This window comes from Ancylobacter sp. 3268 (genome assembly GCF_031456575.1).
GTDB lineage: Bacteria > Pseudomonadota > Alphaproteobacteria > Rhizobiales > Xanthobacteraceae > Ancylobacter.
Map to the genome: position 1 here is coordinate 1 of NZ_JAVDUX010000020.1, position 22,338 is coordinate 22,338.

25 protein-coding genes, 1 tRNA gene and 1 pseudogene are annotated in these 22,338 nt (G+C 64.7%); 19 read left to right on the forward strand and 8 right to left on the reverse strand.

Features of this window, described 5'->3' with window-relative positions:
* Positions 1 to 11: 11 nt before the first annotated feature.
* Positions 12 to 965 (reverse strand): integrase arm-type DNA-binding domain-containing protein, encoded by a 954-nt coding sequence (locus tag J2X65_RS22865; RefSeq protein ID WP_310206386.1) that lies wholly within the window; start codon positions 963 to 965, stop codon positions 12 to 14.
* A gap of 291 nt (positions 966 to 1,256) precedes the next feature.
* On the opposite strand from J2X65_RS22865, the gene J2X65_RS22870 reads away from it, so the two are divergent.
* From J2X65_RS22870 to J2X65_RS22885, 4 genes are all read left to right on the forward strand, one after another.
* The gene (locus J2X65_RS22870; RefSeq protein ID WP_310206390.1) at positions 1,257 to 3,125 is read left to right on the forward strand and encodes an AAA family ATPase; all 1,869 of its coding nucleotides are present in this window, start codon (positions 1,257 to 1,259) and stop codon (positions 3,123 to 3,125) included.
* 337 nt (positions 3,126 to 3,462) lie between these two features.
* Positions 3,463 to 3,987, forward strand: coding sequence for a hypothetical protein (locus J2X65_RS22875; RefSeq protein ID WP_310206393.1), 525 nt, complete (start codon positions 3,463 to 3,465; stop codon positions 3,985 to 3,987).
* On the forward strand, positions 3,980 to 5,854 hold the full coding sequence (locus J2X65_RS22880) for a phage terminase large subunit family protein (RefSeq protein ID WP_310206396.1): 1,875 nt from the start codon (positions 3,980 to 3,982) through the stop codon (positions 5,852 to 5,854). Before J2X65_RS22875 ends, J2X65_RS22880 begins: the two co-directional genes overlap by 8 nt.
* A 167-nt stretch (positions 5,855 to 6,021) precedes the next feature.
* Positions 6,022 to 6,204: a hypothetical protein gene (locus J2X65_RS22885; RefSeq protein WP_310206399.1), complete on the forward strand. Its 183-nt coding sequence runs from the start codon at positions 6,022 to 6,024 to the stop codon at positions 6,202 to 6,204.
* Between the two features lie 251 nt (positions 6,205 to 6,455).
* Here the strand turns inward: J2X65_RS22885 and J2X65_RS22890 are convergent, their stop codons facing one another.
* From J2X65_RS22890 to J2X65_RS22910, 5 genes are all read right to left on the reverse strand, one after another.
* A complete protein-coding gene (locus tag J2X65_RS22890) occupies positions 6,456 to 7,994 on the reverse strand; it encodes an anti-phage dCTP deaminase (RefSeq protein ID WP_310206402.1) in 1,539 nt (512 codons plus the stop codon).
* A 389-nt stretch (positions 7,995 to 8,383) separates the two neighbouring features.
* Positions 8,384 to 8,623 carry a hypothetical protein gene (locus tag J2X65_RS22895; RefSeq protein WP_310206405.1) on the reverse strand — a complete coding sequence of 80 codons (240 nt, stop codon included), beginning with the start codon at positions 8,621 to 8,623 and terminating at the stop codon, positions 8,384 to 8,386.
* A gap of 154 nt (positions 8,624 to 8,777) precedes the next feature.
* Positions 8,778 to 9,197, reverse strand: coding sequence for a hypothetical protein (locus tag J2X65_RS22900; protein ID WP_310206408.1), 420 nt, complete (start codon positions 9,195 to 9,197; stop codon positions 8,778 to 8,780).
* A gap of 149 nt (positions 9,198 to 9,346) precedes the next feature.
* On the reverse strand, positions 9,347 to 9,583 hold the full coding sequence (locus tag J2X65_RS22905; RefSeq protein WP_310206410.1) for a hypothetical protein: 237 nt from the start codon (positions 9,581 to 9,583) through the stop codon (positions 9,347 to 9,349).
* A 106-nt stretch (positions 9,584 to 9,689) separates the two neighbouring features.
* Positions 9,690 to 9,953, reverse strand: a complete 264-nt coding sequence (locus J2X65_RS22910) for a transcriptional regulator (protein ID WP_310206413.1) — start codon at positions 9,951 to 9,953, stop codon at positions 9,690 to 9,692.
* Between the two features lie 80 nt (positions 9,954 to 10,033).
* Between J2X65_RS22910 and J2X65_RS22915 the strand changes: the two genes are divergently transcribed.
* From J2X65_RS22915 to J2X65_RS22960, 10 genes and pseudogenes are all read left to right on the forward strand, one after another.
* Positions 10,034 to 10,462: a hypothetical protein gene (locus tag J2X65_RS22915; RefSeq protein ID WP_310206416.1), complete on the forward strand. Its 429-nt coding sequence runs from the start codon at positions 10,034 to 10,036 to the stop codon at positions 10,460 to 10,462.
* Positions 10,459 to 10,800, forward strand: a complete 342-nt coding sequence (locus J2X65_RS22920; protein WP_310206419.1) for a hypothetical protein — start codon at positions 10,459 to 10,461, stop codon at positions 10,798 to 10,800. The genes J2X65_RS22915 and J2X65_RS22920 overlap by 4 nt, the downstream gene beginning before the upstream one ends.
* Complete coding sequence (locus J2X65_RS22925; protein ID WP_310206423.1) at positions 10,797 to 11,126, forward strand: hypothetical protein; 330 nt, start codon at positions 10,797 to 10,799, stop codon at positions 11,124 to 11,126. The genes J2X65_RS22920 and J2X65_RS22925 overlap by 4 nt, the downstream gene beginning before the upstream one ends.
* A gap of 98 nt (positions 11,127 to 11,224) precedes the next feature.
* Positions 11,225 to 11,794 carry a hypothetical protein gene (locus J2X65_RS22930; RefSeq protein WP_310206426.1) on the forward strand — a complete coding sequence of 190 codons (570 nt, stop codon included), beginning with the start codon at positions 11,225 to 11,227 and terminating at the stop codon, positions 11,792 to 11,794.
* Entirely contained in the window at positions 11,794 to 13,185 is a 1,392-nt protein-coding gene (locus J2X65_RS22935; RefSeq protein WP_310206429.1) for a phage portal protein, read from the forward strand. Before J2X65_RS22930 ends, J2X65_RS22935 begins: the two co-directional genes overlap by 1 nt.
* Positions 13,182 to 13,367: a hypothetical protein gene (locus tag J2X65_RS22940; protein WP_310206432.1), complete on the forward strand. Its 186-nt coding sequence runs from the start codon at positions 13,182 to 13,184 to the stop codon at positions 13,365 to 13,367. The genes J2X65_RS22935 and J2X65_RS22940 overlap by 4 nt, the downstream gene beginning before the upstream one ends.
* Complete coding sequence (locus J2X65_RS22945; protein ID WP_310206435.1) at positions 13,364 to 15,196, forward strand: prohead protease/major capsid protein fusion protein; 1,833 nt, start codon at positions 13,364 to 13,366, stop codon at positions 15,194 to 15,196. The genes J2X65_RS22940 and J2X65_RS22945 overlap by 4 nt, the downstream gene beginning before the upstream one ends.
* Positions 15,193 to 15,408 carry a phage head-tail joining protein gene (locus J2X65_RS22950; RefSeq protein WP_310206438.1) on the forward strand — a complete coding sequence of 72 codons (216 nt, stop codon included), beginning with the start codon at positions 15,193 to 15,195 and terminating at the stop codon, positions 15,406 to 15,408. Before J2X65_RS22945 ends, J2X65_RS22950 begins: the two co-directional genes overlap by 4 nt.
* Before the next feature lie 4 nt (positions 15,409 to 15,412).
* Positions 15,413 to 15,613 carry a hypothetical protein gene (locus J2X65_RS22955; RefSeq protein ID WP_310206441.1) on the forward strand — a complete coding sequence of 67 codons (201 nt, stop codon included), beginning with the start codon at positions 15,413 to 15,415 and terminating at the stop codon, positions 15,611 to 15,613.
* Positions 15,614 to 16,232: 619 nt separating this feature from the next.
* Positions 16,233 to 16,586: pseudogene (locus J2X65_RS22960) on the forward strand (tyrosine-type recombinase/integrase); the annotation flags it as partial.
* 190 nt (positions 16,587 to 16,776) lie between these two features.
* Here the strand turns inward: J2X65_RS22960 and J2X65_RS22965 are convergent.
* Positions 16,777 to 16,861: transfer RNA gene (locus J2X65_RS22965), tRNA-Leu, on the reverse strand.
* Positions 16,862 to 17,142: 281 nt separating this feature from the next.
* On the opposite strand from J2X65_RS22965, the gene J2X65_RS22970 reads away from it, so the two are divergent.
* Positions 17,143 to 18,168 (forward strand): complex I NDUFA9 subunit family protein, encoded by a 1,026-nt coding sequence (locus J2X65_RS22970; protein WP_404977785.1) that lies wholly within the window; start codon positions 17,143 to 17,145, stop codon positions 18,166 to 18,168.
* 70 nt (positions 18,169 to 18,238) lie between these two features.
* On the opposite strand, the gene J2X65_RS22975 is transcribed toward J2X65_RS22970, so the two are convergent.
* A complete protein-coding gene (locus J2X65_RS22975) occupies positions 18,239 to 19,045 on the reverse strand; it encodes an undecaprenyl-diphosphate phosphatase (protein WP_310206444.1) in 807 nt (268 codons plus the stop codon).
* 252 nt (positions 19,046 to 19,297) lie between these two features.
* Here J2X65_RS22975 and J2X65_RS22980 point away from each other — a divergent pair, with 252 nt between their 5' ends.
* From J2X65_RS22980 to pheS, 4 genes are all read left to right on the forward strand, one after another.
* Positions 19,298 to 20,191 (forward strand): SH3 domain-containing protein, encoded by an 894-nt coding sequence (locus tag J2X65_RS22980; RefSeq protein WP_310206447.1) that lies wholly within the window; start codon positions 19,298 to 19,300, stop codon positions 20,189 to 20,191.
* 231 nt (positions 20,192 to 20,422) lie between these two features.
* Entirely contained in the window at positions 20,423 to 20,623 is a 201-nt protein-coding gene (gene rpmI, locus J2X65_RS22985; RefSeq protein ID WP_213353165.1) for a 50S ribosomal protein L35, read from the forward strand.
* Between the two features lie 33 nt (positions 20,624 to 20,656).
* Entirely contained in the window at positions 20,657 to 21,028 is a 372-nt protein-coding gene (rplT, locus tag J2X65_RS22990) for a 50S ribosomal protein L20 (RefSeq protein ID WP_310206450.1), read from the forward strand.
* A 185-nt stretch (positions 21,029 to 21,213) separates the two neighbouring features.
* Positions 21,214 to 22,323, forward strand: coding sequence for a phenylalanine--tRNA ligase subunit alpha (pheS, locus tag J2X65_RS22995; RefSeq protein ID WP_404977786.1), 1,110 nt, complete (start codon positions 21,214 to 21,216; stop codon positions 22,321 to 22,323).
* Positions 22,324 to 22,338 lie beyond the last annotated feature (15 nt).

Below are 22,338 nucleotides of genomic sequence, written 5' to 3' on the forward strand. Positions count from 1 at the left end.
TCTCTTCAGGCTTATGCTTCTTCTGCGCCATGGCGCCATCCTCCAAAGGCCCGAAAGCCTACTTCACGGAGGACCACTTTCCAGGGAGCAGGCCAGTGTAGCTCGCGCAGGATGGCGACGGCTTGCGGCGGAAGGGGAACACGATGCGGACGACGCATCTTCATGCGTTCGGCAGGGATCGACCAAATCCCCTTGTCGAGGTCGAACTCCGGCCAAGTTGCCAAGCGCAACTCACCGGGACGGGGAAACAGCAGCGGCATGAGGCGCAACGCCGCCGTGCTCGCTGGTTGCCCCGCGTAGCCATCGACCGCACGCAACAGCGCGCCAAAAGCCGTAGGGGTGGTGACTGCTGCGCGATGCGTCACCTTGGGCGTCGTCAAGGCATCGCGCAGGGCGAAGGTCGGGTCGTTTTCCGCTCGCGCGGTGGCGATGGCATAACGGAACACGGCGCCGAGTGCGGCCCGCATCCGGCGTGCCGTTTCGTGCCGGCCGGTTTCCTCTACGGTACGGAGAACGTCCAGCAACTCCTTTGCCGTGATCGTGGCAACGTCGCGCTCGCCGAGCACGGGATAGGCTAAGCCAAGAAGCCAGCGCCGCTTGTTCAGCGTGATATCGGCGAGGCCTTCGCGCGCCAGCTTCGCCAGATGTTCCTCGGCGATCGAGCGGAAGGTGTTCGTGATGGCTGCCTTGGCCTTTTGCCGCGTCTCCTTCTTGAGCGCGGAAGGATCGACGCCGTCGGCGATATGCCGCCGTGCCTCGGTGCGCCACTCGCGGGCTTTGGCAAGGGGTATGTCGGGATAGGGGCCTATAGCGAGCAACTTCTCGCGCCCGCCGATCCGGTACTTCAGGCGCCAGAGGCGCGAGCCGATCGGATTGATCAGCAGATAGAGGCCGCCACCGTCCGCCAGCTTATAGGGCCGTTCTCTCGGCTTGGCGTTGCGGATCGCGGTTTCGGTGAGCGCCAAGGGGAACTGCCCGACATGAGGTTTTTTAGCGATACCCCCTCAAATACCCCCAAAAGCGCCAGCTTCCAACGGAAAAAGCTAAACCTTCCCGGAACCTCTTGGCTCCAGGAATTCAGCATTTTCAACGATTTTAGGAAATCTCTGGACCTTGCAAAAAGGTCAAATGGTGCCCAGGAGAGAGGGCCAGAAGGCACCATCGTTAGAGGAACTTACGGACAAGTGGGACGAAAAATCGCCCATTGATCCAAAAGGCTTTTTCGGCGGGGACGTCCCACCGGAAGAGCCCGAGGAATGAGCGACTTTCCCGACCTCATGGAGGCTGTCGCGCGGCGGCTGCTTGGGGAACCGAACCGGGCACACTCGAAGCATGACGAGTGGCGGTACGGCTCCAATGGCAGCCTGGCGGTGCGCGTTGGCGGCCCGCACAAGGGCACCTGGCGGGACCATGAGGCCGGCGAGGGCGGGGGCGTGCTCGACCTGATCGCCCGCATCAAGGGCGGCGGGCACCATGACGCGATCACCTGGCTGAAGCAGGAATTCCCGGACTTCGCCGGCCAGCCGGAGATCTCGCCGAACAAGACCCGCACGGTCGCGACCTATCCCTATCTCGACGAGGCCGGCGAGCTGCTGTTCGAAGTGGTGCGGCTGGAGCCGAAGAGCTTCCGCCAGCGGCGGCCGGACGGCGCCGGCGGGCATATATGGAGCATCAAGGATGTCCGGCAGGTGCCCTACCATCTGCCGGAGCTGATCGAGGCCATCGGTTCCGGGCACCCGATCTACATCGTCGAGGGCGAGAAGGATGTCGACCGCCTGCGGGCGCTGAACATCCCGGCGACCTGCAATGCCGGCGGCGCCGGCAAGTGGCGGCTGGATTATGTCGAGCACTTCCTCGGCGCCGATGTCGTCATCCTGCCCGACAATGACGATACCGGCCGCGAGCATGCCGAGAAGGTGGCGCGGGCGCTCGCCCCCGTCGCTTCCCGCATCCGCGTGCTGGCGCTGCCCGACCTGCCGCGCAAGGGCGACGTGTCGGACTGGCTCGCCGCCGGCGGCACGGTGGAGCGGCTACACCAGCTCACGGGCGCAACGCCGAACTGGCGCCCGGCCGCCGTCACCCGCCTGCCGGCGGTGTGGTGGGGCGACGAGGACAAGCAGCCGCCGTTGGCCTGGCTGGTGAAGGGGCTGCTGATCGAGGGCGGCCTGTCGACGGTGTACGGGCCGCCCGGCACCTCCAAGAGCTTCCTTGTGCTCGACCTCGCCCTGCACATCGCCCATGGTCGCGACTGGTTCGGCCGGCGCGTCGCCGAAGGCGGCGTGGTCTATGTCTCCGGCGAGGGCGGCTCCGGCATGCGGATGCGCATGAAGGCGTGGCGCAAGGAGAAGGGCGGCGAGCCGGGCAAGCCCTTCGTGCTGATCCCCTCCTCGGTGAACCTGTTCGACGATGAGGAGGGCGTCGAGACGCTGATCGCCGATGTGAAGGAGCATCGGGCGGCGATGACCGCGCCGCTGCAACTGGTGGTGCTCGACACGCTGTCGCGCATGATCGGCTCGGGCGACGAGGACAAGGCCCGCGACATCAATGTCGTGGTGAACAAGGCGGAGCGGATGCAGCGCGAGCTGGGCTGTCATGTCCTGGTCGTGCACCACTCCGGCAAGGACCGCGACCGCGGCGCACGGGGCTCCAATGCCCTGCTCGGCGCGGTGGACGCGGCCATCGAGATCACCCGCCACGAGACGGGTGTGTGCGAAGGCAAGATCGCGAAGGTGAAGGACGGCGGCGAGATATCGCCCCTCAAGTATGAGCTGCTGCAATCGGTCCTCGGGACCGACGAGGATGGTGATGACATCACCTCCTGCGTCGTCATGCCCACGGATGCGAGCACCGGCGAGACCAGGGGCACACCGCGGCTCTCCGACCAGGCGCGCATCGCGCTCGACGCACTGAAGCAGGCCATTGCCGAAGAGGGCGTGCCCTCGCCCGGCGGGCAGATCCCCAACAGCGTACGCATCGTCCCCGTCGATACCTGGCGAGATTATGCCTACCGGCGCGGCCTTGGCGATACGCCGGAGGCGAAGAAGAAGGCCTTCCAGCGCGCCCGCGAGAACCTGTCGAGCAAGCAGATCGTCGCGATCAGGGAGCCATGGGTATGGATCGTCTGAGGAAGCGGGACATAGATGTCCCGGCGGGACAGTCCCGATTGTCCCGGTGGCAGCGGGACACGGGACATCCCCCCAAGGGGGGTGTCCCGTGTCCCGACACCCCGACCACCGCCGCCCTGCTGGATCTGGCAGGGAAGGTGCGGCGGCTGGTGCCGAGCCACCGCGATCCGGAGGCGTTCCACGAGGCCAAGTCGGAGATCGAGGCCGAGCTCCGGCGGCTAGCGTGGGTCCTCCCCGGCGCTGATGTATGCGGGCGGCGACAGCGCATGACCTCGCTAGATGAGCCGGATTTGAGCGCTAAACTCCGGCGCTTGAGAAAGGGTTGAGGATGCAGGATTTGCATGGCTCATCCCTGTTCGGCGACCATACCCCTCCGCCGGCGGACACCCTCTCCAAGAAGGGCTTCGCCGAGCTGATCGGCGTGTCGCCGGGCCGCGTCTCGCAGCTGATCGCCGCCGGGCTTCCCGTCGAGCCGAACGGGCGCATCCATGTCGCCCGCGGAAAGGCCTGGGTGGCGGAGAACGTCGACCCGAACCGCCGCCGCGCCTCGCTCGACGCACCGTCACTCGCTCCGATCTCGGCCAGGGCGGTGCGCGATGCCGCCGAGGCGGAGATCGCCCGGCTGAAGGCCGAGCGCATGGGCCGCCAGCTGATCGACCGCGCCGCGACGCTGCGCACCATCGAGGCCCGCGCCCGTTTCGAGCGCGATGCCTGGCTCGGCTGGGTGAACCGCGCGGCGCCGGAGATCGCCAGCACCGTGGGCGCCGACCTGGCCGCCGTGGTCGGCGTGCTCGACCGGCTGGTGCGTGCGCAGCTCGTCACCATCGCCGATATGCCGCTGGAGGATATCCCGCATGACTGACCTTGCCGACCTCACCGCAGAGCTGGTCGACGAGGCCTGGCGGCGTGGCTTGCGGCCCGAGCTGCAGCTGACCGTCACCGAATGGGCGGACGCCAACCGCATCCTGCCCGGCACCAATGCCGAGCCGGGGCCGTGGCGGACGTCGCGCGTGCCGTACCTCAAGGCAATACAGGACTGCCTCTCCACCTCTTCGCCGATCGAGCGCGTGGTGCTGATGAAGGGGGCGCAGACCGGTGGCACCGAGGCCGGGCTCAATGCCATCGGCTACTGGATCGCCCATGCGCCGGGGCTGGTGCTGGCGGTGCGGCCCTCCATCGACATGGTGCGGCGGAACTCGCGCACCCGCATCGATCCGCTGATCGACGGCACGCCAGCGCTGCGCAGCCGCATGGCGCCGGCGCGGGCGAAGGATCCCGGCAACACCGTCGGGCTGAAGGAGTTTCCGGGCGGGGCGCTGGTGATGACCGGCGCCAACTCGGCGACCGGCCTGCGCTCGACGCCGGCGCGCTATCTGGTGCTCGACGAGGTCGACGCCTTCCCGGCCGATGCCGACGGCGAAGGCGATCCGGTGGCGCTCGCTGTGCAGCGCACCGTCACCTTCCGCGGCAGGCGCAAGATCTTCCTCATCTCCACCCCGACCGAGGCCGGGGTGTCGCGGATCGAGAAGGCCTATGCCGAGAGCGACCAGCGGCGCTACTTCGTGCCCTGTCCGCATTGCGGCACGCACCAGGTGCTCGTCTGGCGCGGCGTGACCTGGCCGGAGGGCGAGCCGCGCAAGGCGTTCTATGCCTGCGATGCCTGCGGCGGCATCATGGAGGAAGCCGACAAGCCGGCCATGCTGGCGAAAGGCGAATGGCGGGCGACGGTGGAGGGCGATGGCCTCACTGCCGGCTTCCACCTCTCGGCGCTCTACTCACCCTTCGAGAGCTGGGGCGAAATCGCCGCCGACTTCGTCGCCTCGAAGCGCGACCCGGCTCGGCTGAAGTCCTGGACCAACCTGAAACTCGGCGAACCCTATGAGGATCGCGACATGGCGCCGCTAGCGCCGGACACGTTGCAGCAACGCGGCGTCGCCTGCGACACCCCATGGACCGAGCTGCTACCTGACGGCGTCGCCATCGTCACCGCCGGCGTCGATACCCAGGATGACCGCATCGAGGTGGAGTTCGTCGGCTGGGGCCGCGGCGAAGCCAGCTGGTCGCTCGACTACGAGATCCTGCACGGCGACACCTCCAGGACGGGGGTGTGGGAGGCGCTCGACCGGCTGCTGCTGCGCCGATTCCGCCATCCCCGCGCCATCCCGGATCTGCCGGTGCTGGCGGTCGCCATCGATTCCGGTGGGCATCGCACCGACATGGTGATGAAGTTCTCGGCCGAGCGGCTCAACCGGCGCGTCTGGGCGATCAAGGGACGCGGCGGTCCCGGCGTGCCGCCCTGGCCGAAGCGCCCGCCCAAGCTGCGCATCGCCAACCTGGCGCCGGTCCACATCGTCGGCGTCGACACGCTCAAGCACGGGCTGCTCTCGCGCCTGCGGATCGAGGATGGCGGTGCGGGCGCCTGCCATTGGCCGGTGGATCGCGACTATCTGTGGTTCACCGGCCTCGTCGCCGAACGGCCGGTGCGCCGCTACACCAAGGGCATCGCCCGCATCGAGTGGGTGCCGGATCCCGGCGTGCGCAATGAGCCGCTCGACTGCCGGGTCTACGCCACCGCCGCGCTGCATGGGCTCTATGCGGCGGGGATGAGTTTGCAGGAGGCGATTGCCAGGCATGACGCCGCAGGCGCCAGTGCCGACACCTCCACCCCCGCTTCCGCGCCCGCAATGCCATCCGGCGTCGTTCGCTCCAAGTGGTTGTCAGGAGCATGACGATCGTACCGGGACACGGGCGGACGCCACGGATGCCGGGCTGTGGCTGATTTGCCAAATTGGCACCATCCCGGAAAGGCGCCATATACCAAGATCAAGAACAGTCCAAATCCTGAATGACGTATGGTCAACGCGTTGTAGGACCGAGCTGCGAGCGGGAGGCCGAAATGACGAATGAACTCAAGAAGCTGATCGAGGCGGCCAAGCGTGTGGAACCGTCCCCCGAGCACCGCGAAGAGCAACGGCGCAGCTTCGCCTATGGCAACACCCATTTCGAGAATTCGCGCATCACGCGAGAAATGGTGAATGAGCAGGCTGAGAAGCTGGCGCAGGAGCGTGATAGACACTGATTGCCCGACCCAGCGTTATAGTGCGCCAATAACGCCGAACTGATCACTCGTCCGCTACTAGAGGCAGAGACGGAAACTCTCAACGGCCTTCTGCCAGCGCTCACCTTGGCCATCGCTCCGACGGACATCTAGCGGGTCAATGGCACGGTTGCGCATTAACGCAACGACCACCATTCCCATAGAGAAGTCACTTCGATCGACTAAAGTGACGCAAGCGGTAGAATGACAGAAGTAGCGAACAATAATTATGATTATTCATCAACTTCTGCGTCCAATGCATCCAATTCATCGTCAATTTTGGCAACATCAAATTGCATTCCCAATATTTCAAGCGCACTCTCTTCTAAGTATGTATAAAATGGAATTTTGATGTCTATTATAGGAGATGGGTTGTCATTTATATATGGACGGAATGATCCATTATCATTCTTTCTTTTATTTCTTTCAAATATTTCCCTATACCTACGAGGCGAAACCCCATAAAAATGCTCAAATCTTACAGATGGGTATTGCTGATAATGACCACGATCATTACCTTCAATATGAATTGAATCTGAATGAAGATCGTATGCAAGACTTTTAGGATATGGCTCCAAAAATATCACATTTGTTACGCCAGATGCCACTATATGCTTAGCGCACATATGACAGGGGAATGTCGTACAATATAACGTGCCCCCACGAATTGAACTTCCCACTCTTGCAGCGTCGGATATTGCCGACATTTCAGCGTGCACGATGCGTCCGTACTCCAATGCATCCATAAATTGAGAGTCTTGAATTTCTTTACTTGATATTATTTTATCTATATCGCAATCTGGAGATATTATATTCAATATCTCTACAAGAATCTCTCTTTTTCTTTGATCATTCGAGTCATGGCCTCGAATAAATTCACGATCATCTACACCTTCATCTGACCAATACGTGCCACCCAGCGCCTTCGGAACCTCATTCGAGCCAAGCGAGAGCACCTCTCCCGTCCCGGAAAATATAGCAGCCCCAACCTGCCTGGAAAGATCTAGCGTTCGGAGCGCCGCCGCCTTCGCAAGAAACATTCCATATTCAATACGGGTGGGAGAAATCGCGTTAGATCCAAAGAGAAGCTCACAGAATCTGAAAACTTGTCTTTTGACAGAAAGTTCAACATCTAAATTTATAATAAGATCCGCATCATGAAATATCTTCGCTACCCTCTGTCCATGACTCTTAGCGACTTCGTTTTCATCATTTTGAATCAATTTTTCAGCCTGATACCGGAAGCGATTCGATCCAGCTGAATTTTCACTACTTGCAAATTTCCTAGAAAGATAATCAACTCGCGCCCCACGGCGGGAATACAAGGAAACCTGAAAAAACAATCGACCATACACCGATCTAAATAATTCTATTTCTTCTTTTCTTTTGAATTGATTTATAAAATACACTGTTTTTTGAAATTTATCGAATTCAGAATTATATTTCTGCCTTATACGCTTCTTAACAATTATCTGTATCGTAAGCTTACTCAATATTGAATTATCATCAAAATGCTCCCTTAACTGATTTCCATAATTTATATATGAATTATATCGATCAACAAGAGGAGATTTTTTTAAATCCATTTCAGGAATTATATAGTTTTTCATCACATTAAATACATCAGTTACTTTTATGTCTATCACTTTATATTTTTTTTCTTCAAAATATATTCTGAATTCTTTGATTATAGGGGCAACATCGGCTCCAATTGGCGCGACGAACCCGACGAACAATTCCGGAAATTTTATGGAGTTGAAACTGTCAACCATAGATTCACTCTGACGGAGTTATCTGATAGGGTTCGCTTGCCAAAAAGGGAGGGTATATCAATGGCCGGATTGCGTCCTGAAAGAAGGTCCCGTCAGGAAATTATCGAGGCCAATCAGAGTCTTATAAAGCGCAGTCGCGATTTCCGTGATTCGTGGGTAGCCGCATCCAACGAACACGACCGATCAGTCTGGGCTCATGACAATGGCGATTCGAACAACTCCTCCACTTCAGCCTCGGAACATAGCTCCTACAATATTTCCGATTCAATTCTGAATTGTAAATAGTGTGGCCGCCCCGTTCTAGGGCACAAATTTTCTTTGTCGGCGTTAATAACGAAGCGGGATAAAATTTCGCTTCGTTATTGATGAACTCCATGAACGAGCCGGTATCAGTCCGCGTTGACCAGCACTGCCGGATGGCTGCGGAGATCGCGATCAATCAGATTCATCACGACGGCCGCGATGTGCAGGGCTTCATGGCAGCCGAAGGAGCCAGGTGCAAAATCGACCGCGAGTTCGGCGGCGCTGGTTTCCCGATCAGCGACGGCCTCGGCCAGTTCTTCGAGCCGATGCTGCTCGACCTTGTCCGCGCTGAAGGATACCGCCGGCATGAAAGCGGTTCGGCTCATTGGTGATGCTCCTTCAACCTCAGCCTGTACCTTTGCCATTCTCTTCAGGCCTTTTCACCGCTTCGTCATGGTCCTTGCGGGCCGCCTCACGTGCCAACGCTCGTACCAGTTCCTTGAGCCGTTCATCGATCAGGCGGGGATGGCCTACGTTCTCTCAAGGGTTCTTCCTCAGCCGCACGCCAGGCCCTTCGCCGTTCTCCGCGACGAAGATGGCGCCGACCTTCTCCAGTTCGAATCGCACGACGCGCTCATCCTCCGGCAGGCGCTTCAGGCGCCTTGCGCTGGAGCTGGCGAATTGAGTGCATAGGAGATTCAGCAACGTAATACCGTGCTGTGGGAGCACATCGCGGCGGCGTTCATCATACAGCCGACGTTGCATCCCCCGATGAACACCACTGACAGTGAGTGTGTTAGGCTTGTCGAAGTGGTTGACGGCCTCAAAGTGCTGGCGTTCATGATATTCGACAACAAGCGAGAGGTCGGGATAGTAGGCATCAACCGCGAGCTGTGTGCGCCGGCCGGACTTTCCGGGATCGCCGAGCAGAAAGTGGAACCTGTGCTGGCGAAGTGACATCCTGCCCAACACTTTGTCGCATAGATCGAGGATGTAGGCCTCGTCGCTCTCAACTCGAGATCGGTGCATTCTTCTTCCGAAGCCTCCCCCAGCACTGCCCAATTCTCGGCCGTGAATGCGATTGTCGCAACATTCGCCGCCGCGTACCACTATCGGCCGATTCGGTGCCGATCGATCACGATCGCCTCGTAGATCGCCAGCAGGGCCGCACACCATTGGTCGCGCTGCGTCGGCGTCATGCGACTGTAGGACAGGATATTGGATGCTGGCGGCATCTCCACGAGCGCGAGTTCGTCCGCCAGAAGCAGCAGCTCAAAGGACGTCCGGAGTTCGGGAGGGAAGTCGGCTGGCCTCAGTGGGCGTAGTCGCCCCATTACCACCTTCATCCGACGATCGAGGTCCCATCGACCCCGCAGCAAAGTCTCGACGCTCTCGGTGATGCGAAAGCATAGAGAGGAATCCTCAACCCAAGTTGGTCGCGAGCGCGTCACCTCAACCGACCTCTCGTGTTTTTCTCAATCTCACCCCAGGCCCTTCGCCGTTCTCGGCAACGAAGATGACGCCGGCTTCCTCAAGGGCACGCTTCACCGCAGCGACATTGTTCGTCAAACCTGCGGCGGGGCCAGCGCTCGCCTCCATGCGCCTCAACGTCGGCACCGAGATGGAAGCAGCCTCCGCTAGCTGGGCTTGTCCTAGGCCCGCGAGTACTCGGCCTGCAGCTATCTGGCGGCCTGTCAGGTGATCGTTTTCGCTCACTTTGATTGATACCTATTGACAACCGCTCATTGTGAGCGAAAGGTATCAACATTGACGTTTTCAATCAATGGAGCACGCGCATGGGCACCCATGTTCGCGAACGGGAAAGCCATGTCCCCAGCCGGCGCCAGGCGCTTTGCCTTGGCGCGGCTGCCGTCGCCGTGCCGGCCGGTGTCGTCGCCTTCGGGCCGACGCCGGACCCCATCTTTGCCCGCATCGCCGAGCATCGGCAGCTCATGGCGCCGGTGCGGGCCTGCGACACCACGGTCGACGGCGAGGACCGGCTCGCCGAGCTGGTCGATATAGCCGACGAGCAGTTCGCCGAGCTGCTGGGTACCGTGCCGACCACGCTGCCGGGCTTGCTCGCGTTGGTCCGCTATGTCGGCGTCGCCAATCCCGATCTCCCGCTCGGCACGCAGGAAGATGCGGATGGCACCACCTTCGAGGAGCTGTTGCTCGACACGCTCGCCGCGGCGCTCGGCCGTCTCGTTGCGGAGGGCCGGGCATGAACGCGCATGTTCGCCATTTCACCATGGTGGAGGAGGGCGCCCTGCGCCAGCGGATCGAGGCGGCGATCGAGAGCATGGTCGCGCTTCTCGATCAGCTCGACGGCGATCCCGACCTCGAGCCCAGCCTTGGCGGCAATCTCCCCTATCTCGACGCCGACCCGCAGCTGGTCGACATCGAGGGCGATGAGGTCGAGTTGCTCGAGGGCTACGACGAGGACTCTGAGGAGGACGACCCAGCCGAGGACGAGCACGACCGGGAATACACCTCGATCGAACGCCACGGCATGAGCTTCAGTTGTCCATCGCCGGACGACGAGGAAGGGGAGGCGGGCATATGATCACCCGTCGCCGCCTGTTGATCAGCGCTGGCCCGGCGCTCGTAGCCACACCGGCAGCGGCTGTATGCCTTGCGCCTGTGACGTCGCCCGCCGATCCCATGGAGCGTGCCCGCCGCGCCTGGTCGGACTTCTCGGCCGCCATGGACGAGATGACGGCCGATGCCCAGGGCTGGCTCATCATGGGCGCCGGGCATCGGCGGGCATCGGATCACCTTTGGGAGAGGGAGAGGCGGTGGCTCAACATCAACCGGCTCGACATCATCGAGGATGACGAGGCGGCTGGCGTGTTGCGCGACCACCCGACGCGCATCCGGATCGAGATGTGAGGTGGATGCTCCACCGAACCTCATGACGGGGTCCAGTTGACCCCATGCTGAAGTTGTGCAGAATGGGGTCATCGGTTCACTATTTTCGAGAGCGCCACATGACCCCCGAACGCCCCTTCACCATCGGCCTCGCCTGCGAGGCGCTCGGCATCAAGGTCGAGCGCTTCAAGACCCTCCGCCGCCGCGATCATCTGCCCTTCATCGACCAGTCCCCCGAAGCCAGCGAGCAGTATCAGCTCGAGCCCAGCCCGGCCGGCCTGATCGAGCATAACCGGGCAATCGCTGAAACCGCCGATCGCAGCGGCTGGATCCGCTACACCGTCGAAGAGATTGCGCTTCTCTCGGCGCAGATCGAGCTCGTCGACGTGATGAAGCTGGATGTGGCCGCCGCTTCCCGCATGCTCGCCAATGCGCGTGGCACCTACGAGGGCGAACATCCTGCGACCGCCAAACCCTTCGCCGACATCTGGATCGGCGCGGTGATCTTCGGCGGCGACGACGAGGGGCGAGCACATATCGGCGGCACGCTGGAGGAGGTGAGTGCCCGCATCGCCAAGGAAGCCGCCGCGATGGCGGTTGAATACGGCTCGGCGCCCAGCCAGATCGTGCTGGTCAATCTCTCCAAGCACTTCCGCAAGATCCGTGCGGCTCTGGCCAAGGTGGTGTGATGCTCGCCGGTCTCGCCACCCTCTTCGACCGCAGCAAGGGCGCCTGGCGCTGGTGGGCACGCTCCTATGAGGGCGCGTCCGCCGGCCGGCGCACGTCCGGCTGGGGCAAGATGGCGAACCAGCACGGCGCGGCACAGGCGGCCCGAGCGCCGCTCGCCCAGCGCGCCCGCTATCTGGTCGCCAACAACCCGCACGCGGCAGCCGCGAAGGCGGCGTGGGTGGCAGCACTGGTCGGCACCGGCATCGTGCCGGCGACCACCGGCAAACTGGCGGAGCGCTGGACGGCCTGGACCGACGAAGCCGACGCCGATGGGGTGTGCGATTTCTATGGCCTGACCGCGCTGATGGTCGGCGGCATGATCGTCGACGGCGAAGCGCTGGCGCTGATGATCGCCACCCCGGGCGGCCTGCGGATCCGCGTGCTGCATCCCGACCAGCTCGACGCCTCGCTGACCCGCCCGCTTGCCGCTGGCGGGCGCATCGTCAACGGCGTCGAGTTCGACGTGTTCGGCACCCGCGTCGCTTATTGGATCATCAAGGAGCGGCCGGAGATCGGCCTCGGCCTCAACCTCCAGCCGGTGCGCGTGCCGGCCGAGGACGTGATCCATCTGTTCCGCCCCGATTTTCCCGGCCAGGTGCGCGGCGTGTCGTGGTTCGCCCCGGCGATCCTGCGGCTGGCGGAGCATGACGAATGGCACGGCGCCCAGCTCACCCGTCAGAAGGTCGGCGCACTGCTCGCCGGTGTCATCACCACCAATGACGGCGCGGTGCCGTTCGGCGGCGAGGCGCAGGGCGAGGCGATCATCGGCTCGCTGGAGCCCGGCGCCATGGTGGTGCTGCCGCCGGGTAAGGATGTGAGCTTCTCCAATCCTCCGGCGATCGCCCAGGAGGCGAACGACTTCGCCCGCATCACCCTGCATGAGATCGCCGCCGCGCTCGGCCTGCCCTATGAGGTGCTGACCGGCGATCTGTCGGAGGTGAACTATTCCTCGATCCGCGCCGGCCTCGTCGAGTGGCGCCGACGGATCGAGATGATCCAGCACAATGTCATTGTCTTCCAAGCGCTCCGCCCGATCTGGCGGCGCTGGGTGATGCTGGAGAGCCTCGCCGGCCGCATCGAGGGTCGGATCGAGGATCTGCTCCCCGTGCGCTGGATCACCCCGAAACAGCAATGGGTCGACCCGGGCAAGGACGTGCAGGCAGAGATCGACGCCATCAATGCCGGGCTGATGAGCCGGCGCGAGGCCGTCGCCGCCCGCGGCATGGACGTCGCCGCGCTCGACGCCGAGATCGCCGCCGACAAGGCCCGCGAGGCCGGTCTTGGCCTCAGCTTCGTTACCCCGGCCAAGGCGCCGGCTTCCGCGCTCTCCAACATCGGGGGCGCGGCATGATCGGCGACAAGCTGCAGCCACTGTGGAGCCGGTTCTGGCACGCGGCCTTCCCGCTGCTCGATCCCGAGAAGATCTCGCTCGACGAGCTGCGCCGCCTCGAGCTGGCGGCGCACTATTGGCACGCCCACGTCAAGCGCGCGCTGGACAAGCGGCAGGCCCGCTACGGGAGGAAGGCCACGTGAACGCCCCCTCCGACATCATCATCCGCCGCGCGCCTCTGGCCGCGACCAGCTGGAACCCGGACGAGCGCACCTTCGAGGTGGTGTTCTCGACCGGGGCCACGGTCGAGCGCCAGGACGCGCGCGGCGTCTTCCTCGAGCGGCTTTCCTTGGCGCAGGACTGGAGCGCCTTCATCGGCGCGCCGGTCCTGAACAGCCACCGCCGGGGCATCCTGACCGACGTGCTGGGCTCCGTCCTCACAGCATGGACGGTCGGCGGGAACCGTGAGGCCCGCGCGATCATCAGGATGTCCCGGCGGGACGACGTCGAGCCGATCATTCAGGACATTCTCGACGGGCACCTGCGCGGTGTCTCCGTCGGCTACGCCGTCCACGACTGGAGCGAGACCACCGAAGGCGGCCGGCGGGTGAAGACCGCCACGCGCTGGACCCCGGTGGAGCTCTCCATCGTCCCGATTCCCGCCGACCGCCAGGCCATCATTCGAGGGAATGAGACCATGACGGCACCTGCCCAGCCGGAGCCCGCTCCGGCGCCGACCCCGCCCGCCGCGGCGGCCCCCACCCCCACGGCGTCCGCGGACCGGGCCGCCGTCAATGCGGAGATCCGTTCCATCGGTGCCGTCGCCGGCCTCGACCAGGGCTGGATCGACGGCCAGATCGATGCCGGCGCCAGCGCCGACGCCGCCCGTGCCGCCGCCTTCCAGGCGATGCAGACCCGCACCGCGCCGCTGCAAACCATCCGCACCGTCGCGCCGACGGTGACGATGGACCACTCCGACCCGGCGTCGATCCGCTCGGCGATGGGCGACGCGCTCGCGCACCGTCTGGCGCCGGGCCGGGTCAAGCTGGAGGGTCGCGCCCGCGACTTCGCCGGCTACCGCATGCTCGACATGATCGGCGGCCTTGCGGAGGCGCGCGGCGAGCGCATCAACCTGCGCGACCAGAATGCGCTGATGGAGCGCGCCGTCGGCGCCCACTCGACCAGCGACTTCCCCCTGCTGCTGGCGGATGCAGCCAACAAGAGCCTGCTCGCCAACTACGCGGCGGCCGAGCCGACCTATCGCCGCTGGGCCGGCCGGCGCTCCTTCACCGACTTCCGCGATCATTCCTTCCTGCGCATCGGCGACTTCCCGCAGTTCCAGGAGACCGCCGAGAATGGCGAGCTCAAATACGGCACCATCAGCGAGAACCGCGAGAAGGTACGGGCGAAGGAGCTCAATGCCGGCATCGCCATCGGCCGGCGGGCGCTGATCAATGACGACCTGTCGGCGCTGGCCGACTTCTCGTCGATGATCGCCATCCGTGCCGCGGCCGACGAGAATGCCCGGGTCTATGCGCTGCTCGCCGCCAATGCCGCCCTGTCGGACGGCATCGCGCTCTTCCATGCCAGCCACGGCAACAAGGCGGCGGCCGGCGCGGCGATCAGCGTCGCCTCGCTCGGCGCCGCGGTGGCGGCGTTGCGCACGCAGAAGAGCCTCGACGGCGTGCCGCTCAATCTCGCGCCGCGCTTCCTCGTGGTCGGGCCGGAAAAGGAGCTGGAAGGCCGCCAGGTGCTCGCCGCCGTCACCGCCGCCAAGGCGGGCGACGTGAACCCGTGGGCGGGCACCATGGAGCTGGTGGTCGACGCCAACATCGCCGGCAATGGCTGGTACGTCGTCGCCGACCCGGCGGCGGCGCCCAGCGTGGTCTATGGCTATGTCTCCGGCGCCGAGGGGCCGCAGATCCGCACCGAGATCGACTTCGACACCCGCGCCGTCAAGGTGGCGGCCGGGCTCGACTTCGGCTGCGGCGTCATCGACTTCCGCGGCCTCTACCAGAACGAGGGGGCATGATGGCCGACGCCGCCACCCTCGAACAACGGCTTGAGGCGTTGCGCGGCCTTCGCGCCAGCGGGGAGGCGCGTGTGCGCCTCTCCGACGGGCGCGAGGTGCACTACCGCACCGATGCCGAGATCGCCGCCGCCATCGCCGACCTTGAGCGCCAGCTCCGCACGGCGAGCGCCACGCCCAAGGTCGTTTATCTCACTTCAAGCAAGGGGTTGTGAGGCGATGGCGCGCACCAAGACCCGTTTCAAGGCATCCGACGTCACCCGCGCGCTGAAAGGCGCGCAGGCGGCGGGCATCGCGTTTCCCCGCCTGGAGATCGATCCCGACGGCCGCATCGTCCTCGTCACCGAAAAGATCGTTCCGGTGGCGGTCGCCGCGACGGACGAACCCGCCCCGAACCCTTGGGACGAGGCGCTGTCCTGACATGGCTCGCCCGAACCCGCCCCATCTGTCCCGTGATACGGACCGGCACGGCAATGTCCGCTGGTATGTGCGCATGCCGGGAAAGCCGAAGGTCCGCATCCGGGCAGAGTATGGGACACCGGCGTTCTGGGCAGCCTATAGCAACGTGCTAGCTGGCCGGCCGATCGCCAAGAAGATCGGGCAGCGTGTGGAGAAGGCGCCGGCGGTTTCCGGCTCGCTGCGCGCGCTTTGCGAGGCCTATTATCGCAGTGCTGAATATAAGGGCCTCGACCCGACGACCCAGCGGGTCCGTCGCGGCATTCTTGAGCGTATGTGCCAGGAGACGACTCCCTCGGGCAAGCCCTGCGGCGACCTCCCCTACGCGCCAATGCTGCCGCGGCACATCCGCGCCATGCGGGACAAGCGCGCTGAAACGCCGGGTGCGGCCAACTCCATGGTGAAAGCGCTGCGGCAGATCTTCGCCTTCGCGATCGCCAATGATTTGGCGGACACCAATCCGGCGAAGGAGGTGCCCTACTTCCCGGCGGTGCGGGCCGATGGCATTCCCGCCTGGTCGGATGAAGACGTCCAGGCGTTCGAAGAGGCACACCCGCACGGCACCATGGCGCGGCTGGCGCTGATGCTGTTCCTCGAATTCGGCCAGCGGATTTCCGATATTCACCGGCTGGGGCCAGCAATGGTGAAGGACGGGGCCATCACCTTCACGCAGTGGAAGAACCGTCGGCGCAAGCCGGTGCAGCTGACACTGCCGATCAGTGCCGAGTTGCAGACCGTACTGGGCACACTTCCGACCGGGCGGGAGACATTCCTGGTGAGCGAATGGGCCCGGCCGTTCAAATCGACCAAGACCTTCGGCAACAAGTTCCGCGACTGGTGCGACGAGGCCGGCCTGTCCGGCCGCTCGGCTCATGGCCTGCGCAAATATTTCGCCGCCAAGCTCGCCGAACATGGCGCGAGCGACCGCGAGATCATGTCGATGACCGGTCACCGGACGTCAAAGGAGGTAGATCGCTATACCCGTTCCGCCAGCCAGAAGCAGCTCGCGAAGGCCGCACGGTTGAAGCTGTCGGCGATCGAGATTGTCCCACCGTTTTCGGCGACTTCGGAAAGTGGGACGAAAAATGCAGCTAAGTCTCTGCCAGAAAAAGCTTTTTCTAGCGAGTTGGTGCCCAGGAGAGGACTCGAACCTCCACGGTGTTACCCACTGGTACCTGAAACCAGCGCGTCTACCAATTCCGCCACCTGGGCACATGCCTTGCGGCACGGCGGCGACACATAGTCGGGGGACCTCCCGCTTGTCAACGAGGCAATCACATCAATCACGCTTCTCCTGTGGGGAATTTTCATCCGGCCCTTCCCCTCGCCGCACCCCCGACACCGTCGCCGCGACAGGTCGGTGAGGTGTAGGATGAGGACGATGAGCGCCGATGAGACCGACAGGGCGCCGAGCCGGGCCGCTCGGTGCTGGACGCTGGCGCGGCGGCGCGCTAATCGTCTGGCATACACGATTGACGGGCCGGGAGAGCACCATGGTCGACGCCGCCACCTCCGATGACATGCCGCTTCCCAGCGAAGCGGAACTGGAGGCACGCTCCGCCCCCATGGAGCGCCTCGTCACCATCTATGGCGGTTCCGGTTTCGTCGGCCGCCATGTGGTGCGCTCGCTCGCCCGCATGGGCTGGCGGGTACGCGTCGCCGTGCGCCGCCCGGATCTCGCCGGCCATCTCCAGCCGCTTGGCGCGGTCGGCCAGATCAATCCGGTACAGGCCAATCTGCGCTATCCGGCATCGGTGCTGCGCGCCGCCGAAGGGGCCGAGGTCGTCATCAACCTCGTCGGCGTGCTGCATGAGGGCGGGCGCCAGAGCTTCGAAGCGGTGCACAATTTCGGCGCCAAGCAGGTGGCGCTGGCCGCACGTGAGGTCGGGGCGCGGCTGATCCATGTCTCGGCCATCGGCGCCGATCCGCAGTCCGCCTCGTCCTATGCCCGCACCAAGGCGGCGGGCGAGACCGCGGCCCGCGAGGCGGTGCCGGAAGCGGTGATCTTCCGCCCCTCCATTGTGTTCGGCCCGGAAGACAATTTCTTCAACCGCTTCGCCGCCATGTCCCGCCTTGCCCCGGCACTGCCGCTGATCGGCGGCGGCACCACCCGCTTCCAGCCGGTCTTCGTCGGCGACGTCGCCACCGCGGTGGCCAAGGCGGTGGACGAGATCGCCAGGCCCGGCACCGTCTATGAGCTCGGCGGGCCGGAGATCCTCACCTTCAAGCAGCTGATGGAGCTGATGCTGAAGGAGATCGACCGCAAGCGCCTGCTGGTGCCGATGCCCTTCGGCGTCGCAGCGCTGCAGGCCCGGCTGCTGGAGCTGCTGCCCAACCCGCTGCTCACCCGCGACCAGGTGAAGCTGCTGGCGCATGACAATGTGGTCTCCGCCCAGGCGATCGCCGAGGGCCGCACGCTCGAAGGCCTCGGCATCCACCCGACCGCGCTGGGCGCGGTGCTGCCGGGCTATCTCTGGCGCTACCGCAAGGCCGGCCAGTTCACCCGCATCGTCGCCTGAGCCGGCTCCCTCAAACGAAAAAGGCCGCCGGGGAAGGCTCTCCGGCGGCCTTTTTCATGATGGCTGGGCGTCAGCCCACCAGCGCCAGGGCGATCAGCCCGACGCCGCCCACCGCGATGCGCCACCAGCCGAACGGCGTGAAGCCGTGGCGGGACACGAAGCCGATAAGCGTGCGCACCACCAACAGCGCCGCGATGAAGGCGGCGACGAAACCGACGCCGATGATGACGCCGTCATCCATCGAGAGGGCGTCGCGGTTCTTGTAGAGATCGTAGGCAAAGGCCCCGGCCATGGTCGGCAGGGCGAGGAAGAAGGAAAACTCCGCAGCCGCCGGCTTGCTGACCCCGAGCAGCAGACCGCCGACGATGGTGGAGCCGGAGCGCGATACGCCGGGTATCATCGCCAGGCATTGGATGAAGCCGATCTTCAGCGCCAGCAGCGGCGGCAGCGCCATCGCATCGGTGTGGCGGGGACGGATCTTCAGCGTGTCGACCCACAGCAACACGATGCCGCCGAGAATCAGCGTCACGCAGATCAAGGCCGGCGATTCGAAAAGCACCTCCTTGATGAAGCCGTGCGCCAGGGCGCCGATCACCGCCGCCGGCAGGAAGGCGACGAGGATGCCGAACACGAAATTGCGCGAGCGCGGGCTCGACGGCAGGGTGATCAGCACCTGCCAGAAGCGCTGGAAATAGGCGACCACGATGGCGAGGATGGCGCCGAGCTGGATGAGCACCTCGAAGACCTTGCCCTGGCTCTCGAAGCCGAGGAAATGGCCGGCGAGCAGGATGTGGCCGGTGGAGGAGACGGGCAGGAATTCGGTGAAGCCTTCGAGGAGGCCGAGCAGAAACGCTTCGAGCAATGTGCCGAACGACATGAAGGCAATCCGGGTGAGTGACGGCGGAGGGACGCCCGTCCGCCGATGAACGACGGGCGGGGGCGAGCGGCGAAGGACGGCGAACCGGGCGCATCCTGTCCGGTTCGCGCCCAGGGATCAACGTGACGCAACGGCGGTATTTGGTGATCGACGCCGCGTCGACACCGTGCCATCACGATTCCGCCTCACGAAGGTAATCCATTTCCCCCGGGTCGGCGTTGTAGACACGATGCAACGTCCTGGAGAATACGCATGAAACGTCTTTTGGCCGCGATGGGGGCTCTCATCGCCCTCACCGGCGCGGCAGCCGCGCAGACGGGCGGCTTCGTCACCACCAATGTGAATCTGCGCGCCGGGCCGGGCACAGACTATCCGGCGGTGGTGGTGCTCGGCACCGGAACGCCGCTCACCATATTCGGCTGCCTCGACACCTATAGCTGGTGCGATGTCGACTGGCGCGGCTATCGAGGCTGGGTCGCCGCCGCCTACCTCGAATATGACTATCGCGGCCGACGGGTGGAATTCCCCACTTATGCCCCGATGATCGGCGTGCCGATCATCGGCTTCAGCGTGGACAATTATTGGGGCCGTTACTATCGCGACCGCCCCTGGTACGGCGAGCGGTACCGCTGGGGGTCGCCTCCCGGCCGGCGTCCGCCGCCCCCGCCCCCGGGCGGCGGCTGGTATGGCGGCCCTCCCGGCCCGCCGCCGGGTGGCGGCTGGAATGGCGGCGGCTGGAATGGCGGGCAACCCCCGCGCGGCGGCTGGAGCGGCGGCCAGCCCCCGAGAGGGGACTGGAACGGTGGTCAGCCGCCACGCGGCGGCTGGAATGGCGGCCAGCCCCCGAGAGGTGACTGGAATGGCGGCCAGCCTCCGAGAGGGGATTGGAACGGCGGCCAGCCGCCCCGCGGCAATGGCGGTGGCGGCCAACCGCCGCGCGGCGGCTGGGATGGCGGCGGACAGCCGCCGCGCGGCAATGGCGGGCCTCCGCCCCAACAGGGGCGCCCGCCGCAGCAGGCCCAGCCTTCCGCTCCGCCGCAGCAGGGACGCCCGCCGGGACCGCCGCCGCAGATGGGCGAGCGCCCGGGCCCGCAGCGCAGCGACGATGGCTGCCCGCGCGTGCAGATGCAGAAGGGCGAGTGCTGATCATCGAAGGCACGCTTCGAAGCCAGGCGCGCGACGGCACGGACGAATTACCGCGCCCGTGCCGTTGCGATGGCTGACGGCTCTTGAAATGACGGGCCCGCTCCTGTATGGGGTGCGGCCTTGTTGAACCGCCCGGCCAATCAGGGCTGCCGTGGCGGTTCGGATGCTCACCATCAACAAAATGGCCACGCGTGCCGCAAGGCGCGCCTCCGGCCGCGGAGACCGAGCCAAATGCCCAAGATGAAGACCAAGTCCGGAGCGAAGAAGCGCTTCAAGCTCTCCGGCACCGGCAAGGTGATCATGGCCCAGGCGAATAAGCGCCACGGCATGATCAAGCGCACCAACAAGCAGATCCGGAACCAGCGTGGCACCTCCGTCATGGCCGAGCCGGATGCGGTGGTTGTCCGCAAGTATTTTCTGCCCAACGGCTGACGCCAGCCCTAGCCCGTACCAGGAGATAGTCCCATGGCCCGTGTTAAGCGCGGCGTAACTTCCCACGCCAAGCACAAGAAGGTGCTGAAGGCGGCGAAGGGTTATTTCGGCCGCCGCAAGAATACCATTCGCGTTGCCAAGCAGGCCGTCGAGAAGGCGCAGCAATACGCCTATCGCGACCGCAAGGCGAAGAAGCGCAATTTCCGCGCCCTGTGGATCCAGCGCATCAACGCTGCGACCCGCGAGCTCGGCTTCACCTATGGTCGATTTATCGACGGTCTCGGCAAGGCCGGGATCGAGGTCGACCGCAAGGTGCTCTCGGATATCGCCATCCATGAGCCCGAGGCGTTCAAGGCGCTGGTCGAGCAGGCCAAGGCCGCTCTGGAACAGCCCGCCGCCGCCTGATCTCCAGCAACTGCCGGGACCGAAAAGAGGGAAGAGCCCCGCGCGTCCGCGCCGGGGCTCTTCGCGTTCGTGCGGCCTTTCGCGGTTCCGGTGACCCGGCCGCTTTGCGCCCGCATCCGGCCTCGCTATAAGCGCCGCGTCCGCCGCCTCCGAGGAACCGCCGAGGAACTCCCAAGGAACCCGCCATGTCCGTCGCCGCGTCCACCGCCCTGCCCGATCTCGCCGCGCTCGAAGCCGAGCTCAATGCCGGCGTCGCCGCTGCCGCCGACGAGGCCGCCCTCGAAGCCCTACGCGTCGCCGCGCTCGGCAAGAAGGGCTCGGTGTCCGAACTGCTCAAGAGCCTCGGCGGCATGAGCCCGGAGGAGCGCAAGACCGCCGGCCCCGCCATTAACGGCCTGCGCGACCGCCTCAACGCCGCGCTCGCTGAGCGCCGCACCGCGCTGAAGGCCGCCGCGCTGGAGAAGCGGCTGGAGACCGAGCGGCTCGACGTCACCCTGCCGGTGCGCGAGGCGCCGGCCGAAACGGGGCGCGTGCACCCGATCAGCCAGGTGATCGACGAACTCACCGCCATTTTCGCCGATATGGGCTTCGCGGTGGCCGAGGGGCCGGACATCGAGGACGACTTCCACAATTTCACCGCGCTGAACTTCCCCGAAGGACATCCGGCGCGCGAGATGCACGACACCTTCTACCTGCCCACGAAGGAAGACGGCTCGCGCCTCGTGCTGCGCACCCACACCTCGCCGGTGCAGGTGCGCACCATGCTGGCGAACAAGCCGCCGATCCGCGTCATCTGCCCCGGCCGCACCTATCGCTCGGACAGCGACCAGACCCACACGCCGATGTTCCATCAGGTGGAGGGCCTCGTCATCGACAAGGGCTCGCATCTCGGCCATCTGAAATGGATCCTGCAGGAGTTCTGCAAGGCGTTCTTCGAGGTGGAGAACGTGACGATGCGGTTCCGGCCGTCCTTCTTCCCCTTCACCGAGCCGTCGATGGAAGTGGACATCCAGTGCGACCGCTCGCGCCCCGGCGAGATCCGCTTCGGCGAGGGCAGCGACTGGCTGGAGATCCTCGGCTGCGGCATGGTGCATCCGAACGTCATCCGCAATTGCGGGCTCGACCCGGACGAGTATCAGGGCTTCGCCTGGGGCATGGGCATCGACCGCATCGCCATGCTGAAATACGGCATGCCGGATTTGCGCGCCTTCTTCGAGGCCGATGTCCGCTGGCTCTCCCATTACGGCTTCCGCCCGCTCGATTTCCCGACGCTGGCCGGCGGACTGTCGAACTGAGCGCGCGCAAGGAGC

Excerpts from the sequence above, each read along its gene's own strand:
- pheS (WP_404977786.1), top strand. The coding sequence starts at position 21,214 with ATGTCCGTCGCCGCGTCCACCGCCCTGCCCGATCTCGCCGCGCTCGAA.
- J2X65_RS22905 (WP_310206410.1), bottom strand. The coding sequence starts at position 9,583 with ATGAAGGTGGTAATGGGGCGACTACGCCCACTGAGGCCAGCCGACTTC.
- J2X65_RS22975 (WP_310206444.1), bottom strand. The coding sequence starts at position 19,045 with ATGTCGTTCGGCACATTGCTCGAAGCGTTTCTGCTCGGCCTCCTCGAA.
- J2X65_RS22880 (WP_310206396.1), top strand. The coding sequence starts at position 3,980 with ATGACTGACCTTGCCGACCTCACCGCAGAGCTGGTCGACGAGGCCTGG.
- rplT (WP_310206450.1), top strand. The coding sequence starts at position 20,657 with ATGGCCCGTGTTAAGCGCGGCGTAACTTCCCACGCCAAGCACAAGAAG.
- J2X65_RS22940 (WP_310206432.1), top strand. The coding sequence starts at position 13,182 with ATGATCGGCGACAAGCTGCAGCCACTGTGGAGCCGGTTCTGGCACGCG.
- rpmI (WP_213353165.1), top strand. The coding sequence starts at position 20,423 with ATGCCCAAGATGAAGACCAAGTCCGGAGCGAAGAAGCGCTTCAAGCTC.
- J2X65_RS22955 (WP_310206441.1), top strand. The coding sequence starts at position 15,413 with ATGGCGCGCACCAAGACCCGTTTCAAGGCATCCGACGTCACCCGCGCG.
- J2X65_RS22900 (WP_310206408.1), bottom strand. The coding sequence starts at position 9,197 with ATGTCACTTCGCCAGCACAGGTTCCACTTTCTGCTCGGCGATCCCGGA.
- J2X65_RS22895 (WP_310206405.1), bottom strand. The coding sequence starts at position 8,623 with ATGAGCCGAACCGCTTTCATGCCGGCGGTATCCTTCAGCGCGGACAAG.
- J2X65_RS22980 (WP_310206447.1), top strand. The coding sequence starts at position 19,298 with ATGAAACGTCTTTTGGCCGCGATGGGGGCTCTCATCGCCCTCACCGGC.
- J2X65_RS22925 (WP_310206423.1), top strand. The coding sequence starts at position 10,797 with ATGATCACCCGTCGCCGCCTGTTGATCAGCGCTGGCCCGGCGCTCGTA.
- J2X65_RS22890 (WP_310206402.1), bottom strand. The coding sequence starts at position 7,994 with ATGGTTGACAGTTTCAACTCCATAAAATTTCCGGAATTGTTCGTCGGG.
- J2X65_RS22870 (WP_310206390.1), top strand. The coding sequence starts at position 1,257 with ATGAGCGACTTTCCCGACCTCATGGAGGCTGTCGCGCGGCGGCTGCTT.
- J2X65_RS22920 (WP_310206419.1), top strand. The coding sequence starts at position 10,459 with ATGAACGCGCATGTTCGCCATTTCACCATGGTGGAGGAGGGCGCCCTG.
- J2X65_RS22885 (WP_310206399.1), top strand. The coding sequence starts at position 6,022 with ATGACGAATGAACTCAAGAAGCTGATCGAGGCGGCCAAGCGTGTGGAA.
- J2X65_RS22935 (WP_310206429.1), top strand. The coding sequence starts at position 11,794 with ATGCTCGCCGGTCTCGCCACCCTCTTCGACCGCAGCAAGGGCGCCTGG.
- J2X65_RS22930 (WP_310206426.1), top strand. The coding sequence starts at position 11,225 with ATGACCCCCGAACGCCCCTTCACCATCGGCCTCGCCTGCGAGGCGCTC.
- J2X65_RS22915 (WP_310206416.1), top strand. The coding sequence starts at position 10,034 with ATGGGCACCCATGTTCGCGAACGGGAAAGCCATGTCCCCAGCCGGCGC.
- J2X65_RS22970 (WP_404977785.1), top strand. The coding sequence starts at position 17,143 with ATGGTCGACGCCGCCACCTCCGATGACATGCCGCTTCCCAGCGAAGCG.
- J2X65_RS22950 (WP_310206438.1), top strand. The coding sequence starts at position 15,193 with ATGATGGCCGACGCCGCCACCCTCGAACAACGGCTTGAGGCGTTGCGC.